The sequence below is a fragment of the Belliella alkalica genome, assembly GCF_022549785.1.
GTDB lineage: Bacteria > Bacteroidota > Bacteroidia > Cytophagales > Cyclobacteriaceae > Belliella > Belliella alkalica.
Window position 1 is genome coordinate 15148 of sequence record NZ_JAKZGO010000031.1, and the last position, 17270, is coordinate 32417.

Annotated in this window: 16 protein-coding genes; 4 read left to right on the top strand and 12 right to left on the bottom strand. The window is 37.8% G+C overall.

What is annotated here, in order from left to right:
- Positions 1 to 88: 88 nt before the first annotated feature.
- The gene (locus MM213_RS20055; RefSeq protein WP_241414671.1) at positions 89 to 952 is read left to right on the top strand and encodes an ROK family protein; all 864 of its coding nucleotides are present in this window, start codon (positions 89 to 91) and stop codon (positions 950 to 952) included.
- A 183-nt stretch (positions 953 to 1135) separates the two neighbouring features.
- Here MM213_RS20055 and MM213_RS20060 read toward each other — a convergent pair whose 3' ends face one another.
- Both MM213_RS20060 and MM213_RS20065 read right to left on the bottom strand, forming a co-directional pair.
- Positions 1136 to 2509, bottom strand: a complete 1374-nt coding sequence (locus MM213_RS20060) for a Gfo/Idh/MocA family oxidoreductase (protein ID WP_241414672.1) — start codon at positions 2507 to 2509, stop codon at positions 1136 to 1138.
- A 63-nt stretch (positions 2510 to 2572) separates the two neighbouring features.
- Positions 2573 to 3130 (bottom strand): pentapeptide repeat-containing protein, encoded by a 558-nt coding sequence (locus tag MM213_RS20065; RefSeq protein WP_241414673.1) that lies wholly within the window; start codon positions 3128 to 3130, stop codon positions 2573 to 2575.
- Between the two features lie 465 nt (positions 3131 to 3595).
- On the opposite strand from MM213_RS20065, the gene yidD reads away from it, so the two are divergent.
- The 3 genes from yidD to hemN all read left to right on the top strand — a co-directional run bounded on the left by yidD (position 3596) and on the right by hemN (position 6773).
- Positions 3596 to 4714: a membrane protein insertion efficiency factor YidD gene (yidD, locus tag MM213_RS20070; protein ID WP_241414674.1), complete on the top strand. Its 1119-nt coding sequence runs from the start codon at positions 3596 to 3598 to the stop codon at positions 4712 to 4714.
- Between the two features lie 24 nt (positions 4715 to 4738).
- Positions 4739 to 5269 carry a hypothetical protein gene (locus MM213_RS20075; protein WP_241275428.1) on the top strand — a complete coding sequence of 177 codons (531 nt, stop codon included), beginning with the start codon at positions 4739 to 4741 and terminating at the stop codon, positions 5267 to 5269.
- A gap of 145 nt (positions 5270 to 5414) precedes the next feature.
- Complete coding sequence (hemN, locus tag MM213_RS20080; RefSeq protein ID WP_241414675.1) at positions 5415 to 6773, top strand: oxygen-independent coproporphyrinogen III oxidase; 1359 nt, start codon at positions 5415 to 5417, stop codon at positions 6771 to 6773.
- A gap of 385 nt (positions 6774 to 7158) precedes the next feature.
- On the opposite strand, the gene MM213_RS20085 is transcribed toward hemN, so the two are convergent.
- The 10 genes from MM213_RS20085 to MM213_RS20130 form a co-directional block, all read right to left on the bottom strand.
- Positions 7159 to 7863, bottom strand: coding sequence for a sulfite exporter TauE/SafE family protein (locus MM213_RS20085; RefSeq protein ID WP_241414676.1), 705 nt, complete (start codon positions 7861 to 7863; stop codon positions 7159 to 7161).
- Positions 7864 to 8289, bottom strand: coding sequence for a FixH family protein (locus MM213_RS20090; RefSeq protein ID WP_241414677.1), 426 nt, complete (start codon positions 8287 to 8289; stop codon positions 7864 to 7866). It lies immediately after the preceding gene.
- A 217-nt stretch (positions 8290 to 8506) separates the two neighbouring features.
- The gene (gene ccoG, locus MM213_RS20095; protein ID WP_241414678.1) at positions 8507 to 9925 is read right to left on the bottom strand and encodes a cytochrome c oxidase accessory protein CcoG; all 1419 of its coding nucleotides are present in this window, start codon (positions 9923 to 9925) and stop codon (positions 8507 to 8509) included.
- 6 nt (positions 9926 to 9931) lie between these two features.
- The gene (locus MM213_RS20100; RefSeq protein WP_241414679.1) at positions 9932 to 10882 is read right to left on the bottom strand and encodes a cbb3-type cytochrome c oxidase N-terminal domain-containing protein; all 951 of its coding nucleotides are present in this window, start codon (positions 10880 to 10882) and stop codon (positions 9932 to 9934) included.
- Entirely contained in the window at positions 10869 to 11060 is a 192-nt protein-coding gene (locus MM213_RS20105) for a cbb3-type cytochrome c oxidase subunit 3 (protein ID WP_241414680.1), read from the bottom strand. Before MM213_RS20105 ends, MM213_RS20100 begins: the two co-directional genes overlap by 14 nt.
- An 11-nt stretch (positions 11061 to 11071) precedes the next feature.
- A complete protein-coding gene (gene ccoN, locus MM213_RS20110; RefSeq protein ID WP_241414681.1) occupies positions 11072 to 13204 on the bottom strand; it encodes a cytochrome-c oxidase, cbb3-type subunit I in 2133 nt (710 codons plus the stop codon).
- Between the two features lie 2 nt (positions 13205 to 13206).
- The gene (ccoS, locus tag MM213_RS20115) at positions 13207 to 13389 is read right to left on the bottom strand and encodes a cbb3-type cytochrome oxidase assembly protein CcoS (protein ID WP_241275420.1); all 183 of its coding nucleotides are present in this window, start codon (positions 13387 to 13389) and stop codon (positions 13207 to 13209) included.
- Positions 13390 to 13391: 2 nt separating this feature from the next.
- Positions 13392 to 15830, bottom strand: coding sequence for a heavy metal translocating P-type ATPase (locus tag MM213_RS20120; RefSeq protein ID WP_241414682.1), 2439 nt, complete (start codon positions 15828 to 15830; stop codon positions 13392 to 13394).
- A 51-nt stretch (positions 15831 to 15881) separates the two neighbouring features.
- The gene (locus tag MM213_RS20125) at positions 15882 to 16514 is read right to left on the bottom strand and encodes a hypothetical protein (RefSeq protein ID WP_241414683.1); all 633 of its coding nucleotides are present in this window, start codon (positions 16512 to 16514) and stop codon (positions 15882 to 15884) included.
- 387 nt (positions 16515 to 16901) lie between these two features.
- Positions 16902 to 17270: OmpA family protein (locus MM213_RS20130; RefSeq protein ID WP_241414684.1), on the bottom strand; the 369-nt coding region annotated here is incomplete at its 5' end.

Consider the following 17270-nt stretch of genomic DNA (forward strand, 5'->3'; position numbering starts at 1 on the left):
CCATTACGCTCAAGCCTATAAATAAAGAGAAGGTGAGCAATCACTTTCTCTTTTTAATTCAAACCTGTTGTATACAAAATTAATTCTGATGAAATTCAATAAACCTATTTTGGGATTAGACATTGGCGGAACCAATATTAAAGGAGGAGTCCTGATTGGAGAAGTACTTCTTGACATCAGAAGCGTACCTACTCCAGCAAATGAAAGCCAAGAAATTGTATTAGAGACAATTGCTGAATTTATTGCTACTTACCAACACCATGGAATTGGAGCTATTGGCATTGGAATACCTGGACTGGTAGATGTAGAAAATGGAATAGTTTTGAATCTCTGCAATATCCCTTCTTTCAGAAAAGTAAGCTTGAAGGATTTTTTAGAACACAAATTCAATCTTCCTGTTACGGTAAATAATGATGCGAATTGCTTTATTTTGGGAGAACACAGGTTTGGTACTGCTAAAAAATACAAGCACCTTGTCGGTATCACACTTGGAACAGGTTTAGGTGCTGGGATAATTGTAAACAATCACCTCTACAATGGTGTAAACTCCGCAGCTGGTGAATGGTGCTCAGTAAAATATCTAGACAATACATTTGAAGATTATTGCAGCAGTAAGTTTTTCATTAGTGAATTTGGAAAAAAACCAAAGTCATTAGCAAAATTAGCTGAAGCAGGTGACCCTATGGCACTCGATGCTTTTGCACAATTCGGTAAACACCTGGGAGAGCTTGTCAAAAACATCCTTTATACACTTGCTCCAGAAGCAATTGTTTTTGGTGGGTCGATCAGAAAAGCATTCCCTTATTTTAAAGATAGTATGTATAAAACTCTTGAGTCATTCCTTTATCCATCGGTAAAGGAGAACCTTAAGATTGTCATTTCTGAATTAGATGAAACTGGAATTTCGGGGGCAGTAGCACTTGTTGAGGAATATATAGACTTGGAAGCCTAACCTAGAAAATTCATGTTTAGTATGAATTCACATAAAACTATGACCGCTAAATAGTGGTGCCATTTCTGATAAACACCTTTGAAAAAACACTTTTTGAAAAATGGGAAAAACCCTCAATTCTATCGATTTTGATTGAATTGAGGGGTTTTGACTTGAATAACGAAGAAAAAAACAAAAGAAAATTTAAGCTCCGCGGCCAGATTTTTTTAATACGATGTCAGTCAAGTCTGCAATTTTCACTGGCATATTGGTTTCGATACTGTTTCGGGCAGCTATTCCTACCAAAATAGAAAGTGCTCCATCCCTGGTGCCAGCTGATTGTCTGTAGGGATCCGCCATAGTAGGATCTTTGAATAATTTGTCTTTCAACCTGATATCTCCTCCACCATGACCGCCTTTTCCATGAGGTATACTGATTATCTCTGTTTCTCCAAAGTTTTTGGTCAACCTGAGTTCATCCACTTCCTTTTCCTCCCATGGCTGCGTTTCTTTTATCCAAGCCTCTACCCTTCCCTTGGTTCCATTGAAAGCAATCCTATATCCTTCATAAGGCGAGTAGGAAGTAAGAGAATAACTCACTTGGATTCCATTCATATACCGAATTTGAACAGCCATTTTATCATAAATATCCAAATCCTCCCTAAATACACATCCATCCCTGAGATAACCATCATGGTGCTCATTGTTGACATAAAGATCTACCATGTGTTGGCTTTTGGTAATGTCCCAATAAAAGTCACATTTATCCTTATGGGTACATGGTCGGCAATTGGTATGTCGGAAAGGTCCATTTTTCCCATAAAACTCCTGATCTCCATATGCAAATACTTCTTCTGGATCAGAGTCTAGCCACCAATTGAGTAAATCGAAATGATGTGTTGATTTATGAACTAGCAATGTCCCTCCCTTTTCTTTGAACCCATGCCATCTTCTGAAATAATCAGCCCCATGGGAAGTGTCCAAATACCAATGGAAATCTACAGAAGTTACGTCTCCAATTTCTCCATTTCGAAGTATTTCGTATATCCGCTGTCTATGGGGAGAGTATCTGTAATTAAATGTAACAATCACCTTATTCCCAGTCCTGCGTTCTGCATCCAAAATCTGTTGGCACTTATCCTCATCAGTGGTCATCGGTTTTTCTGTGATTACATTAGCACCAAACTCCAATGCCTTTACTATAAAAGTATGGTGGGTATTATCTACCGTGGTGACGATAACTACATCTGGTTTGGTCTCGACAAGCATCTTGTCAAAATCTGCAAAAGTCGGGCAGTTTACCCCAATATACTTTTTGCCAAATTCTAGCCTCCCTGGATTGATATCACAAAAGCCTACAAATTCAATTTTATCGTCATAGTCCTGTTTTACCTGCCTGCCAAACATATTGACACCTCTCACCCCTAAGCCAACGAGCGCTATACGCATCTTTTCATCGGGATTGTCATGCATGACCAAGGCTTCGGCAATACTATTCAAGAATATAGAACCTGTGAGAAATGTGGATGATTTTAACAAAAAACTTCTTCTAGAAGTATCTGATTGATTGGATTTCATATCATTTTGGGTTTAATGGATTTCCTAAAATATCAATTTCATCCAAAAAAACTATCCTGTAGTCTAGGAAATCTCTATGCCATATTTCCCCAATAAGCCTTTGACACCTTCAAGAGAGAACTTAGCTTTTTTTAATCTGTTTACTTCTGGATTCAAATTAAAATTGAAAGCTGACCTGAAATCAGAGCTTTCTAGATTTGTCCGTTCAAAAATAGCTCCTGACAAATCGCAATTGTCAAAAACTGATCCTCCTAAATCTGACTGTACAAAATCAACTTCAATCAATCTGCACTTGAGAAATTTTGTTTTCTTGATTTTACATTGGTAAAAAGATGCATGGTCAATTACACAATTCGAAAACTCAAAAGCCAATCCAATAGGTTCGCACTTGTCAAACCGCAAAGCTAGCAGCTTACAATCGCTAAATACCACCTCTTGGAAGGATGTTTTGAAAAGCTTGGCCATGCTAAGATTACAACTTATGAACTGACAATCGATAAACACTATGCCTGACAAATCTGAATTGGAAAAATCACAATTGCTAAAGACACAACTTTCATACTCCCCTTTTTCTATTGGATGATTTGAATAATCCCTTTGGGTGAAATTCTTTTGATACATGGCTTATTCCTTAATTATTGACAATTCTTTTAAGTACCAATCTTGAAATCATGGCTGTCATTCAGTTATCATTAAACTCCTAATTTTAGCAAAAATACACAAGTAGTATCTAGATTTAGGAAATAAACATAGAAGATTTATAATCGTTTTGGACAGGCCCAACTTAACCAAACTAAAAATTAGAAATCAATAATATGAGTATCCGCAATGCTGCAAGTTAGGTGAGAAGTAGCTTTGTAAGTTGCTGATACTCGTCAGCAGACAACAGAGAACTGTAAACAGAACCACAAATCGTTCATCCAACAATCCATTGTTTGGTTACGTACAAGAAAGCGGATAGTTATAATCAATAAAATGAATCATCTATTTAAAATTAAATAATATTAAATTCTTATTTAAACCCTTCTTAAAAGAGAAGAATAGTTATATATTTGCCCGAAATTCAATAGAGAAATCACCTAAATAATGTCGAAAACATTTGTATTTTTATTACCATTTTTCTTTGTTTTTAATTTCTCTTATTCTCAAGACGAAAGTCCTGGAGACATGTACACTTTTTATCAAAAATTCATCAGTGATATTCGAAGCCAAAGCTGCCCAATGTATCCTAGCTGCTCCAAATACTCCATGCAGGCATTTCGAGAAAAAGGATTCGGTCAAGGTCTAATTATGACTTCAGACAGGTTAATGAGATGTGGTCATGAACATAAATTATATGACCTAACCGTCTCTTCTGACGATTACAAATTGGTAGATCTCATTGATGATAGTGACAATCAAGTGGTAATAAAAAAAGAAATTGAATTCTCGAAAAAATTTCCATCCAAAGAAGTAAATGACACTATCAAATTTTTTCTTCACTTGATTGACAAAAATTTGTATCAAGAATCGATAATTGAATATAATCGGATTAAGTTTTTTGATCCTTCTCTTGATCTTACGCTGGAGTACAATTATTTCAAGGCGCTTATGTCTTTGGAAGAGTACGAGAAAATAATTTTCGAATATGACAATCTTATTGGGACGGATTTAGAAAACAACCCTCATATACTGTTGAAGCTAAGCGAAGCTTGGTACAATCTGAACCAACCGGAAAAAGCTTTGCAAATTCTGGACAATGATGTGGATTGGGAGGAAATATCAGATAGAAGATATGCTTTCAGAGGTTATATTTATGCTCAATTGGAAGATTTCGATCAAGTAAAAACAAATTACTCTATGGTTTCGGAAGAATACCTTTATAGAGAATATTTGACCAAAAACCTTCAGACGATCGAATCGATGTCCAATCTAAAGGAAAAGAAACCGGTAGTAGCAGGACTTTTGGGGATTATTCCAGGAGCAGGGTATGTTTATTCTGGACATACCACAACGGGGGTTTCTTCACTTGTGCTCAACGGACTCTTAGGCTATGCAACGTACACAAGTTTCAAAACTGAAAATTATGGCATTGGGATACTGACTGGGATGTTTTCTACCGCTTTTTATATAGGAAATATTTCTGGTGGTTATAAAGCAGCCAAACGATACAACAAAAACCAAAAAAACAATCAAAGAAAAAAATTAATGTACTCTTTCAATTAAATCAAACCCCTTAAAAAGAAAACTATGATAAAATTTATCCAAAACTCAAGATTCGTTAAAGTTTTTAGCGTAATGCTATCAATTTCGATGCTTACCATGTCATTTGCCTCAAAGAACATGGAAACTCTTTCATTAAAGGCAGGAACAGTTATTTCGGTTGAAAATGCAACAGAAATCAATTCCGAAAACTTAATCGCTGGTCAAACCTTGGATTTCTTCGTAGTTGATGATGTCAAAGTAAACAACAAGACTGTTATCAGAAGGGGAGCAAAAGCTAAAGCACAAGTTACAAGAGTAAACAAAGCAAAAGGTCTTGGAAAAGAAGGTTCTGTAGAAGTAGAAATCAAATCCGTAGAGGCTGTTGATGGTTCTGAAGTAAGACTTACTAGCGCAAGAGTATATGAAGAAGGCGAAGACAGACAGACCGCTGCAATCTTGTTAGGTGTATTGGTTTGCATTTTGTTTTTGACCAAAAAAGGAAAAAATGCAGTGATACCTCCAGGATTCTCTGTTGATGGTAGAGTCGCTTCAGATGTTCAAATTTCAGTAGAATAAACTATTCGAAATGGTACATTAATAAAACCTGCCAGTTTTTGGCAGGTTTTTTTGTTTATATGATTTTTATCAGTTTTCCATCAAATTTTGATCATTGAAAGACTAGCTGAATTCCGAGAAATTTGTGAAGTAATCTAAATCAAATATGGAAAGCAAGTCCCTCCTTCTCAAAAAATACAATGTGCCTGTCCCAAGATATACTTCTTATCCCACTGTACCACTTTGGGCTAATGATTTGGATCAGGACAAATGGAACAAACTTGTCAGATTGGCTTATGAAGATTTTGGGGATTCAGAAGGCATAACCTTATACATTCACCTTCCTTATTGTGAAAGTCTCTGCACCTACTGTGGATGCAACAAGCGAATCACAAAGAACCACACTGTGGAGACTTCATACATCGAAACAGTCATCAAAGAATGGCAAGCATACCTAGCTGTATTGGAAAAATCTCCTAAACTGGCGGGGATCCATTTAGGTGGTGGTACCCCTACATTTTTTTCTCCAGAATCATTGAATTTGATGATTTCATCTATCCTTGAGACTTCTGTGTTGATGAAAAATGCAGAACTAAGTTTTGAAGGTCATCCAAATAATACGACAAGAGCGCATTTGCAGACATTATTTGATTTAGGTTTTCGGAGAGTAAGCTACGGAATCCAGGATTTTGATATAGACGTTCAGAAAGCCATCCATAGAATCCAGCCTTTTGAGCGGGTCAAAGAAGCTACAGAAACCGCACGGGAAATAGGTTACAATTCAATAAATTTTGACCTGATCTATGGACTTCCGATGCAAACTTCCGATACGATTAAGGATACTTTCGAAAAAGTATCTCTATTGAAACCGGATAGAATTGCTTATTACAGTTATGCACACTTACCAACAGCATTTCCCGCACAAAAGAGTTTCGAAAAAAACCTTCCATTGGAAACCGAAAAAAGAGCACTTTATGAAAAAGGGAAAGAGATCTTGGCTTCAATGGGATACAAAGAAGTAGGAATGGACCATTTTGCATTGAGCAATGACCCATTGTATCAAGCAAAAAACAAGAAAACACTACATCGGAATTTCATGGGCTATACTACCTCTCCATCAAAAATCCTTATTGGGTTGGGAAACAGTGCTATCTCAGATGTCTATTATGGTTACAGGCAAAACGCCAAAGACATAGATACATATAAAAAACAAACCCACGATGGACTTATTGATGTCAAAAAAGCCCATTCAATGAGTAATGAAGATGTGAATATTAGAAATTTGATCTTGGAATTGATTTGCAATCAGGTTGTAGCATGGGATTTTAGCTTCTATTGCAAACTAGGAAAAACTAACCTCAACAAGCTCAACACCTTTCAAAAAGAAGGTCTTTTGAAATTCAACACAACCGGTCTGAGGATTCTACCTGCTGGTCTTCCTTTCCTAAGAAACATTTGCAATGTGTTTGACAAACGCATGCAGGAAAATGAGGTAAAACTATTTGGTTTTAGCAAAGCTATTTAGGGGGAAGTTATTTTTGATTTTAGATTTTAGATTGTAGACAAGACATGAAACATAAGGATCAAGACAGATTTGCCCTAAAATCCCTGTCCTATGCCGATAGTTATCGACACAGGAGGTAATTGTATGGCTATTTGTAATTTAGGAAATCGATATAAAAGTGTCAACTATTTTCAGGACGCGACAAGACAATCAAGTGAAAAATTGAAAGTAACAAGTAACAAGTAAAGTGACCTCAGGTACACAGCAGCGTTTTTAAGGTAACTTAAAGACATGAAAAAAGACGTGGTAATGTAAAATTCTTTGTAAACCTTTCCTTTTTAGGCGTCTCACGTGAATTCTACGGAACAGGTTTTTATGAGAAAATAAAGTTTAAAATCTCGATTGATTATCGACATATCGTAATCTCCACTTGTTTATTTCCGTAATCAAAGACCTGCAATTTCGGACTCACATAGTGAATCCCCAAGCCTAAACCTCTAACAATAAACAAAATACCTATAAACATTGCGAAGTATGGCAAGGCAGAAGTTAGTTTGGTTCGAACTTTTAGGGAAAGGATTTTTCCAGAAACCATCACTCCAATCAGCATTGGAATGGTTCCCAATCCAAAGAAAAACATATATGCGGTTCCTAGCATTGGACTTTGCAAAGCCAATGAAGCAATCAGTGCAATATAAACCATCCCACAAGGTAGTAGCCCATTTAACATGCCAGATGCAAAAAAGGCTGGGCTTCCGCCTTTTTTCAAAAAATACCCCAAAGAAGATTTCAGCTTATATACAGCTCCAAACAAACCCGACTGTGTAATAATCCGCTCCGAACGTTTGTAAAAAAATGCCATTAACAAAATAACAACTCCCATTATGATTGAAACCCATTGCTGTATTCCTGCCAAAGCCAAAGAAAATCCTATCATCCCTATGACTGCACCCAATAAAGAATAAGTGAGTGTTCTTCCAAGATTATAGATGATTTTGTTGCGGAGAAAAGGAGCATTATCCTTGGCAGAAACCGCCAAAGCAATAGGCCCACACATTCCCAGACAATGGAAAGAACCCAAAAAACCCAATAAAAATGCAGTCCAAATCATTTAGATGTTGATTTTTTTCTCTTCATAATACGCTACTCCATTCTCCTCCCAAGTCAACTTTACCTTCCAATAGCCTGACTTCAATGAAGAAACATCCACAGTGTTTTCATCAAGGTTAATCAATTGAAATTCAATTTTCTTATCAAGCCTAGCATCTGATGGCCTGAATAAGTGCAATGTGCCTTTTGAGCCTAAAGGCAAGTTCATCACCACTCTTTTGACCTGTGTGTTGTAGGTCAATACTTCATAGTCCAATGCGTTTGCATTGACAATTTTATCAATTTGGTCTTGATACTTGATTTCTTCTTCGTAATAATTTTGCGTAACCAAATGTATATCATCCTGCTTCACACAGATTGTAACTAATCCTGCCATAAGCATTACAAAGACAGCAATCACTATAACTATTCCTTTTCCCCAATCCATTTTTTTCCTGATTATTAAGTTTCTTGATAATTTACATTAGGGTGAGCTGGGTTCCTATTCCAAATAATCAGTTGATTAAAAGTATTGAATGTTAAATCAGCTTGTCCGTCTCAATGGATTTAGCATAAGCCACAATTAACATTTAACACTTAACTTAGAACGTTCTGCCCAGCCATCATTTTACTTTTAAAATAACACTAGATTCAACACCAAAGTATCAATTTCTTGAAATCGGCCCTACAAAGCTTGTCTTGATCTTGTCAATAACTTCTCCATTTTGAAGCAGCAGTAGCACCACATTATCTTGGTTTACTAGTACATCTTTTTGATTTTTTACAAGAAAGAATCTTCCGTCAAACTTTGATTGCCCTTCCAAAGTCCAATTCTGATCTCCTACTACTTCTACTTGATATAGAGGATCTTCAGCTTTCAATTCTATTTGCTGCGCATCGAATGTTTTATTGATAAATGAAACTTCATACAAATTACTAATCTCACCAGTATCTCTCGCCTGATAAGTCATTCCCCTGAACCTTGTAATTGTCGCTCCCAAATCATCTCTAGTCGCGATCAGTGCCACAAAAGCTCCCATCAGAATGATCAAAAGGAAAGAATAAATCTTCACTCTTGGTGTCAATAATTTTTGTGTTTGCTTCAATATGCTATTGTCTGAAGCATAACGAATCAAACCCTTTGGCCTGTCCACTTTGACCATTACTTCGTCACAGACATCGATGCAAGCGGTACAGTTTACGCATTCCATCTGTACACCATTTCTGATATCAATCCCGGTGGGGCAGACTTGCACACAAAGACTACAATCTACGCAATCACCTTTTGGTGTTTCTTCTAATTTGTTTTTTCTGATCATCCCTCTTGGTTCCCCTCTGACATGATCATAAGTGACATTGATCGAATTCGCATCAAGCAACACACCCTGTAGCCTGCCATAAGGGCAGACTACGATACAAGCTTGCTCTCTAAACCATGAAAAAACGAATAGAAAGATTCCTGTAAATGCCATCAAGCCAATAAAGCCAGACAAATGTGCTGAAGGCGGTTGACTTATGATTTCTTTCACCTGATCCACTCCTATCAAATAAGCCATGACAGTATGGGAGATCAATAGAGAAATGAAAGTGAAAATCGCCATTTTAGAACCTTTTTTCCAGATTTTCTCTGAATTCCAAGGCATTGCATTGAGTTTACGCTGCTGATTGGCATCACCTTCTATCCAGTATTCAATCTTCCTGAAAACCATTTCCATAAAGAGCGTTTGTGGACAGGCCCACCCGCAGAAGACCCGTCCAAAAACAGCAGTAAATAGAATGATAAATACAAAGAAAATAAGAAGCAGAAAGATCAGTAAGTGAGTATCCTGTGGCCAAAATGCTGCCCCGAAGATGATGAATTTCCTTTCGAAGATATTGAATAGCATATAAGGTCTTCCGCCAACTTGGATAAATGGGCCAGCGAATAATATTGCCAGCAAAACCCAAGACAAGTAGGTTCTCCAACGGTAAAATTTCCCAGATACCTTTTTTGGGTAAATCCAGTTTCTTTTGCCGTCCTCTTGAACTGTCCCTAGAGAATCCCTAAAGCTGTTTGGGTCGAAAGCCCCTTTTTTGCTATTCATCTTCTTTTATATCTGATTTTCTTCTTCCTCTACCGGTACCAATTCCAACTCATCCTCAGTCAAAGCATCCAAGGGCTCTTCAATAGCAGGTTCATACTTCTCGCCTTGAGGTTCTTTTGGATTTGCAGGAGTGGTTCCAGTTAGTGTCAAAATATAGCTGGACACGTTTTGCATTTCTTCTGGGCTCAATTGATCTTGCCAAGGAATCATCCCTTTTTCGACGACTCCATACTTTACCACCTTGAAAATATCCGAAATACTGCCACCATGAATCCAATATTCATCGGTCAAGTTTGGACCTATTCCACCACCACCATCTGCAGCATGACAGGCAATACAGTTGGTATCATAGATAGATTTTCCTGAATTGATAGCTGGAGTAGAGGAATCGAACACCACTGTATTTTCATCAATAGAGCTCAAGGCCAAGAGTTTGTATTCTTCAGCTTGAATAGCGGCAATTTTCAATTCTTCCTGATATTCCTCTAGTTGAGTCTTACCAAGTCCTAATACTGAATAATATGTAAAATAGGCTATAGCAAAAGCGATCGTTACATAAAACACATTAGCAAGCCAAGGCGGCATGTGGTTATCAAGCTCCACAATACCATCATAGCTGTGGTCAAGCATCATTTCTTTCTCCTCTTTACCACCCACAGGCTTCATGTTACCTACAATGTATTTCAGCTTAAACTCATCCCACCAAGATGGCTCGGACTCTGTCTGAGGACTATCCTTTTTCAAAACAGTCACCATAAATGACATCAAGTAAATCATTAAAACCAAAAGCAATAAAATAACTCCTAGTACCACTGCCAAAATCACTAATAGTGTTAGTTGGCTACTATCCATTTCTTGGAATTTATTTACCCAGGACATTTCACTAGTCTGAGCAAATGCTGAAAGCGTTGTAAAGAAGCTTATCAGGACAGTAAATAAGATTTTAAACTTTTTCATAGCCGCTGTTCTTTTGTGTTTCATCTTCGAAAGGCAAGTCTTTCATGTGGTCGATGTAGTTTTTATCTGCTTTGACTACCCAAATAAACATCCCTACAAAGAAGAGCACAAAGATCAAGAGAGAGATGATAGGGTAGATTTCTATGTTCTCGATGGAACTTAAAATATCTTTTTTCATAGTTCTGTGGATTAAGGGTTAGAAGCTGTTGTCTTTTTAATGTCCGTACCTAATCGTTGTAGATATGCTATCAAAGCAACGATCTCTGATTGTGGCAATACTTCCACTCCTGCAGACTGCAAGTTTGCTACAATCTGATCTGCCTGAGCATCTAAGTCTGCATTTGCATGTTGATCATACCCTTCAGCATATGGAACGCCCAATTTCTGTAAGGTCCTGATTTTAGCAGGGACATCATTATGCGACATCATATTGGTTGCTAACCATGGATATGGTGGCATCAAAGAACCTGGTGACATACTTCGAGGATCTACCATGTGATGGTAATGCCAGCTATCAGGGTACTTACCTCCCACTCTATGCAAATCTGGACCTGTTCGCTTGGAACCCCACAAGAATGGACGGTCATAGACAAATTCGCCCGCTTTAGAATACTCTCCATAACGCTCCGTCTCCGATCTGAAAGGCCTAATCATCTGAGAATGACAACCTACACAACCATGTGATATGTAAAGATCTCTTCCTTGAAGTTCTAAAGGCGTATAAGGTTCTACACTAGAAATAGTAGGCACATTGGATTTTACCAAAATAGTAGGGATTATCTCAATAGCTCCTCCAATCAAAATTGCGATAGTAGCAAGGACTGTAAAGAAAATAGGCTTTCTTTCCCATGCTCTATGCCAAAACTCTCCTTTTTCTTCTTTGTGTGGTACCAAAGCCGGAGCTTCGTCAGCTTCTTCAGGTACGAAAGTCCCTTGGCTAGCTGTCTTGAACATATTGTACACCATCAAGAATACACCAGATAAATACAACACTCCACCAAACGCTCTTAGCATATACATTGGTACAATCTGCACCACTGTCTCCAAGAAGTTAGGATAAACCAATCTGCCTGCATCTGAGAATTCTTTCCACATCAATGACTGAGTCAAAGCTGCTACATACATTGGTAGCGCATAGAAGATGATTCCTATGGTTCCCATCCAAAAGTGAGTGGTAGCGAGTTTAGTCGAGTATAAATTGGTCTTCCACATTTTTGGCCATAACCAATATAGCATCGCAAAAGTGAAGAAACCATTCCAGCCCAATCCTCCAATATGTACGTGTGCTACAATCCAGTCAGTATAGTGAGCGATAGCATTTACATTTTTCAAAGAAAGCAAAGGGCCTTCGAAAGTAGCCATGCCGTAAGCTGTCACAGCCACTACCATAAATTTCAAAACAGGATCAACTCGTACTTTGTCCCAAGCTCCTCTCAAAGTCAAAAGACCATTGACCATACCTCCCCAAGAAGGTGCTATCAGCATCACTGAAAATACCACACCTAGAATCTGAGCCCACTCAGGCAAAGCTGTGTAAAGCAAATGGTGAGGTCCAGCCCAGATATAAAGGAAAATCAAAGACCAGAAATGGATAATCGATAGTTTATAGGAATAAACAGGTCTGTTTGCCGCTTTAGGCAAATAATAGTACATCAAACCCAAGAATGGAGTCGTAAGGAAAAATGCAACTGCATTATGCCCATACCACCACTGAACCAAAGCATCCTGAACCCCTGCATACGCAGAGTAACTTTTGAAGAAAGAAACAGGGAGTGCTAGCGAGTTAAAAATATGAAGTACTGCTACAGTAATGAAGGAAGCCAGATAAAACCAAATCGCAACATACATATGCTTCTCTCTCCTCTTGATCAAAGCACCAATCATATTTGCTCCAAAAGCAACCCAAACCACTGCAATCAAGATATCAATTGGCCATTCCAATTCCGCATATTCTTTGGAACTTGTCAGCCCTAGAGGCAAGGTAATCGCTGCCAAAAGAATGATCAGTTGCCATCCCCAGAAATGAAACCAGCTAAGTGCTTTGCTCCACATGGGTGTTTTCAACAACCTTGGCATGGAATAATAAATTCCAGCAAAAATTGCGTTACCCACAAATGCAAAAATTACTGCATTGGTGTGTAATGGCCTAATCCTACCGAATGTAGTATAAGGATTCCCTAAGTTGGCCTCGGGCAAAAACAGCTGGGTAGCTGCCAATATCCCGACCAACATCCCGACGATACCCCAAGCTATTGTGGCTACGCCAAAGTATTTTACGATCTTGTTGTCGTAACTGAACTGTTCCAATGTTGTCCCTGACATACTTACTTTATTTTATTTGTTGGTACTTTTTTATCGATTTTTGACTGTTTATTTTCAAATAGAATTCTAATCGCTGGAGTATGATTGTCATCAAACTGACCATCTTTCATCGCTCTGAAGAATAGGTAGAGAAATGAACCCGCCAGGATTAAACTGATTGCTATTAAGATGAATATGACTTCCATGTTTACCAGATTTTATCTTTTAGACCGCGCTTATATGCTAGATAATTCGTAGTGATTGTTGTAAAAATCACCACCGAAATACTGCTGATAGGCATTAGAATCGCACAGAAAACAGGGCTTACCAAACCTTGCACAGCAAAGTAAACCCCAACCGCATTGTAGGTAAAACTTAACCCAAAACTTGCTTTGATAATACTTCTGCTAGTCTTTGCGAAATCAAGAAAAGCAGGAAGCTTAGAAATGACCGATGCATCCATAATCGCATCTGATGCAGGAGAGAAGTTTGTCACCTTATCAGTTACTGCTATCCCTACATGACTTTCTCGAAGTGCCCCAGCGTCATTCAAGCCATCACCTACCATCATGGTGTTCGCTCCTTTGTTATTCAATCGCTTGATGTAAGCAAGCTTGTCACTAGGTCCTTGATTGAAATTCATGGATATGCCTTCACCAAAAATATTGTTCAAATTAACCCTTTCATGATCCTGATCTCCTGAAAGAAGATGTACTGCCCTTTCTTGCCGCACTTCTGAAACCACATTTTGGATTCCTTCACGAAGACCACTTTGGATAAAGAAATAACCTAAAACATAATCCTCTACAGCAAAAAACACTAAGTTCCCCCCTTCAGGCAATCCATTACTTGAAGCTCCTACAAACTCCATGGACCCCAAACGAAACTCTTGGCTTTTGTATTGACAAACCAAACCTTTTCCTTGAGTCTCGTCTATGCTTTGAAGCTGCACTGGAGTAATTTTATCCAAATATGAATTGATTCTATTACTCAAAGCATGCGTAGAGTGCATGACCATGGCCTTGATGATTTGCTTAGATTCATCAGAAAGCAATTCTCCTATATATTTAACCTTTGCTTTATTAGGATCAGTCAAGGTGCCTGTCTTATCAAAAATTACCGTATCAACTTTTGCGATTTTCTCTATCGTCTGGGAATTTTTCAAGTAAAATTTCCCTTTCCCAAATACCCTGAGCGTATTTCCCAAAGTAAATGGAGTGGACATAGCCAAAGCACAAGGGCATGTAATAATCAAAACCGATGTGAATGTCAAAACTCCCAAACTAACTTGTCCTTGGAGTACCCAATAAATCAAAGCTGATATTGCTATAAGCAAAACAACCATAGTGAACTTTCCAGAAACCTTATTTGCTAAATTTTCAAGACTGTTTACTTTCTCTTTTTCGAAGGATTCATTGTTCCATAAATCTGTCAAGTATCCTTGAGATGGGGATTTTTGGACTGTCAAAGTCAAGACAGTTCCTTTTTGCCTTCCTCCAGAATAGATAAGCTCTCCTTGTTTTTTGGCTACTGGCACTTCTTCACCAGTTACAAAACTGTAGTCTATATATGCATCACCATCCAACAAAATACTATCCGCAGGGATCAACTCCTCATTTCTAACCCTGATGATATCTCCAACCTTCAATTTGATTAGGGGAATTACCTCTTCTTCGTTTTTGACCAGCTTGGTGACTGCTACAGGAAAATATGATTTATAGTCACGGTCAAATGATAAGGTGTCATAAGTCTTTTGTTGATAATATTTCCCAATCAACAAGAAGAATAACAACCCACCCAAGGTGTCCATATACCCTTCATTACCAAGAAAAAAAATATCATACAGACTATAAAAAAACAGTGTAACTATGCCCAAAGCTATTGGTACATCCATATTTACGGCAGTGTTTTTCAAGGAAAGCCAGGCAGATTTGTAATAGTCTGTGGCGACATAAAAAAACACAGGCAAAGAAAGTAGTACATTTAGATAATTGAATGTCTTTTTGAAACCTTGCCCTAGCAACTCTGCCTCTGCGAAGTATTCTGGCAAGCTGAAAAGCATCATATTTCCAAAGCAAAATCCAGCTACTGCCAATTTGAAAATCAATTTTCTATTTGTAGGCAAAGCATTTTTCTTGTCAATGTCAGCTAAGTTGAGTGAAGGTTCATATCCTATTCTTGAAAGCAACTGAACCAGTTCTTTAAGGCTAATCTGACCTTTTGAATATTTTACCTGAACTTTCTTTTTGATAAAGTCAACTCGTCCAGAGACGACACCACTGTGAAGCTTTTGAAGATTTTCTAGCAACCAAATACAGGATGCACAATGGATCAATGGAATAGTGAATGTGATGTGAACTTCTGAATCGTTTTGAAAATCAATCAAGCGGTCAATAATCTCCTGATCATCCAAATAATCAAAGCGATTATCCTTTGCTTTTGAGTTCCCCAAACTGGTACCTGGAGCTTCGGCTATTTCATAGTAAGCACACAAGTCATTTTCATTCAAAACCTCATATACAAGCTTACAACCAGAGCAGCAAAACTCTTTTTCATCAAAATGCAAGACTTCATCCACACAACTTTCGCCGCAGTGGTAGCAGTTTGCTTTTGCTATTGGAGTATATATTTTACTTACCTTACCCATTTTGGTGTTTTGATTTGATAATTTGGTACATGCTTTTTGTCATGGAAAAAATCAATAGGATAAATAAAATGACAGGTTATTATACCACATCCCTCCTTTGTAGAAATGAAAAAGGACTTTCGCCAAGTCTGCTTGGTAGTTTTTGGAAGTTACTAGCATAGTACATTTATGCTTGACAGCATAAGACCAAAAATCTCCAATCCTTGTAAAGTTAAACTTGATGAATGACGTTTCGTAGGTATGTTCACTGATCAATTGAATTAGCTCTTGTTCATCCCTTTGTTTTGCCTTTGGTATGAAAGAAGGTGAAATAATCGTAGCCTTGCTACTTCTTATGTTGTTTTGGAAAAGCTCTATGAAATTTTTGATCAAATCAGCAGATGCAAGTGTACCATCATAATGAAATAGTAATTGATCAGTTGATAGTTTGTTGTCATACAAAAGAACTGGAATGTTGCATGGATTTTCCTCGAAAACTTTAGGCATCTCAGATTCATGAAGCCAATCAAGAACATTGGGTAAATATGCTGTGATTAAACTAGGATGTTGGTTTGGATGACACATTAAGCTTCCTTGTAACTCAAGAAGCTCAGAAAATCCCGACGGCAATTGATTACAAAAATATTTCTCTATCAATTCGTCTGGAATTGTCAGCTTTAAATCAACTCCTTCTTTTAGATGCATAGCTTTCGTATTATTTAATACAAAGCTAAATCCTTAAACACTCCCTTTTTGTGATTAGAATAAGGTCAAAACATGATTAATATCATGTTTTTATACTCTGGCGTATTTGTAATCTTATTAAGATTAATACTAAAAGTTACTGTATAATTTTATATAACCGTCTACTCTTTTATTAGTACCAAAAAAACTAATCAACTAAAAACCCCTGTACAGTAGCATAAAGGACGATTATGTGCATGATTAAATTGACAAATTCACCTATTTGTTTCATTTCAAATAACCATTACAACTTAAACAATAAAAAGACCCACCTCTAAGAGGTGAGTCTTTTTATTGTGATTTTAAGAGACTTCCCGCATGCTATGCCTATGCAAGCGGGCACCTTTTTTACTTCTTCAGCTTCAACTCTGTCCTTCTGTTTAACTGATGCTGGGCGGCATTGCACTCTCCACAGTCCACTACCGGCCTTGTCTTGCCAAACCACTCGTGCTGCATCCTTGCKGCATCYACACCCCTGTTCACCAAGTACTTCATCACAACTTCCGATCTTCGCTCTGACAGGGACTTGTTGTACTCCTCGCTTCCACGCTGATCGGTATGACCCTCGATATACAGGTTCAAGTTCGGCATACGTCGCATCATGATCGCAGTACGCTCCAACTCCTTCATATGGACTGGTCTGATAAACGACTTGTCAAAATCAAAATATACGATAGGGATCGCTATCAACTCCTTCTGCAGCTCCTCAAAGATACC

Coding starts and splice junctions, on each gene's coding strand:
- ccoG (WP_241414678.1), bottom strand. CDS start 9,925: ATGAATAGCAAAAAAGGGGCTTTCGACCCAAACAGCTTTAGGGATTCT.
- MM213_RS20055 (WP_241414671.1), top strand. CDS start 89: ATGAAATTCAATAAACCTATTTTGGGATTAGACATTGGCGGAACCAAT.
- MM213_RS20065 (WP_241414673.1), bottom strand. CDS start 3,130: ATGTATCAAAAGAATTTCACCCAAAGGGATTATTCAAATCATCCAATA.
- yidD (WP_241414674.1), top strand. CDS start 3,596: ATGTCGAAAACATTTGTATTTTTATTACCATTTTTCTTTGTTTTTAAT.
- MM213_RS20105 (WP_241414680.1), bottom strand. CDS start 11,060: ATGAAAAAAGATATTTTAAGTTCCATCGAGAACATAGAAATCTACCCT.
- MM213_RS20060 (WP_241414672.1), bottom strand. CDS start 2,509: ATGAAATCCAATCAATCAGATACTTCTAGAAGAAGTTTTTTGTTAAAA.
- MM213_RS20075 (WP_241275428.1), top strand. CDS start 4,739: ATGATAAAATTTATCCAAAACTCAAGATTCGTTAAAGTTTTTAGCGTA.
- MM213_RS20090 (WP_241414677.1), bottom strand. CDS start 8,289: ATGGATTGGGGAAAAGGAATAGTTATAGTGATTGCTGTCTTTGTAATG.
- hemN (WP_241414675.1), top strand. CDS start 5,415: ATGGAAAGCAAGTCCCTCCTTCTCAAAAAATACAATGTGCCTGTCCCA.
- MM213_RS20100 (WP_241414679.1), bottom strand. CDS start 10,882: ATGAAAAAGTTTAAAATCTTATTTACTGTCCTGATAAGCTTCTTTACA.
- MM213_RS20085 (WP_241414676.1), bottom strand. CDS start 7,863: ATGATTTGGACTGCATTTTTATTGGGTTTTTTGGGTTCTTTCCATTGT.
- ccoS (WP_241275420.1), bottom strand. CDS start 13,389: ATGGAAGTCATATTCATCTTAATAGCAATCAGTTTAATCCTGGCGGGT.
- ccoN (WP_241414681.1), bottom strand. CDS start 13,204: ATGTCAGGGACAACATTGGAACAGTTCAGTTACGACAACAAGATCGTA.
- MM213_RS20120 (WP_241414682.1), bottom strand. CDS start 15,830: ATGGGTAAGGTAAGTAAAATATATACTCCAATAGCAAAAGCAAACTGC.
- MM213_RS20125 (WP_241414683.1), bottom strand. CDS start 16,514: ATGCATCTAAAAGAAGGAGTTGATTTAAAGCTGACAATTCCAGACGAA.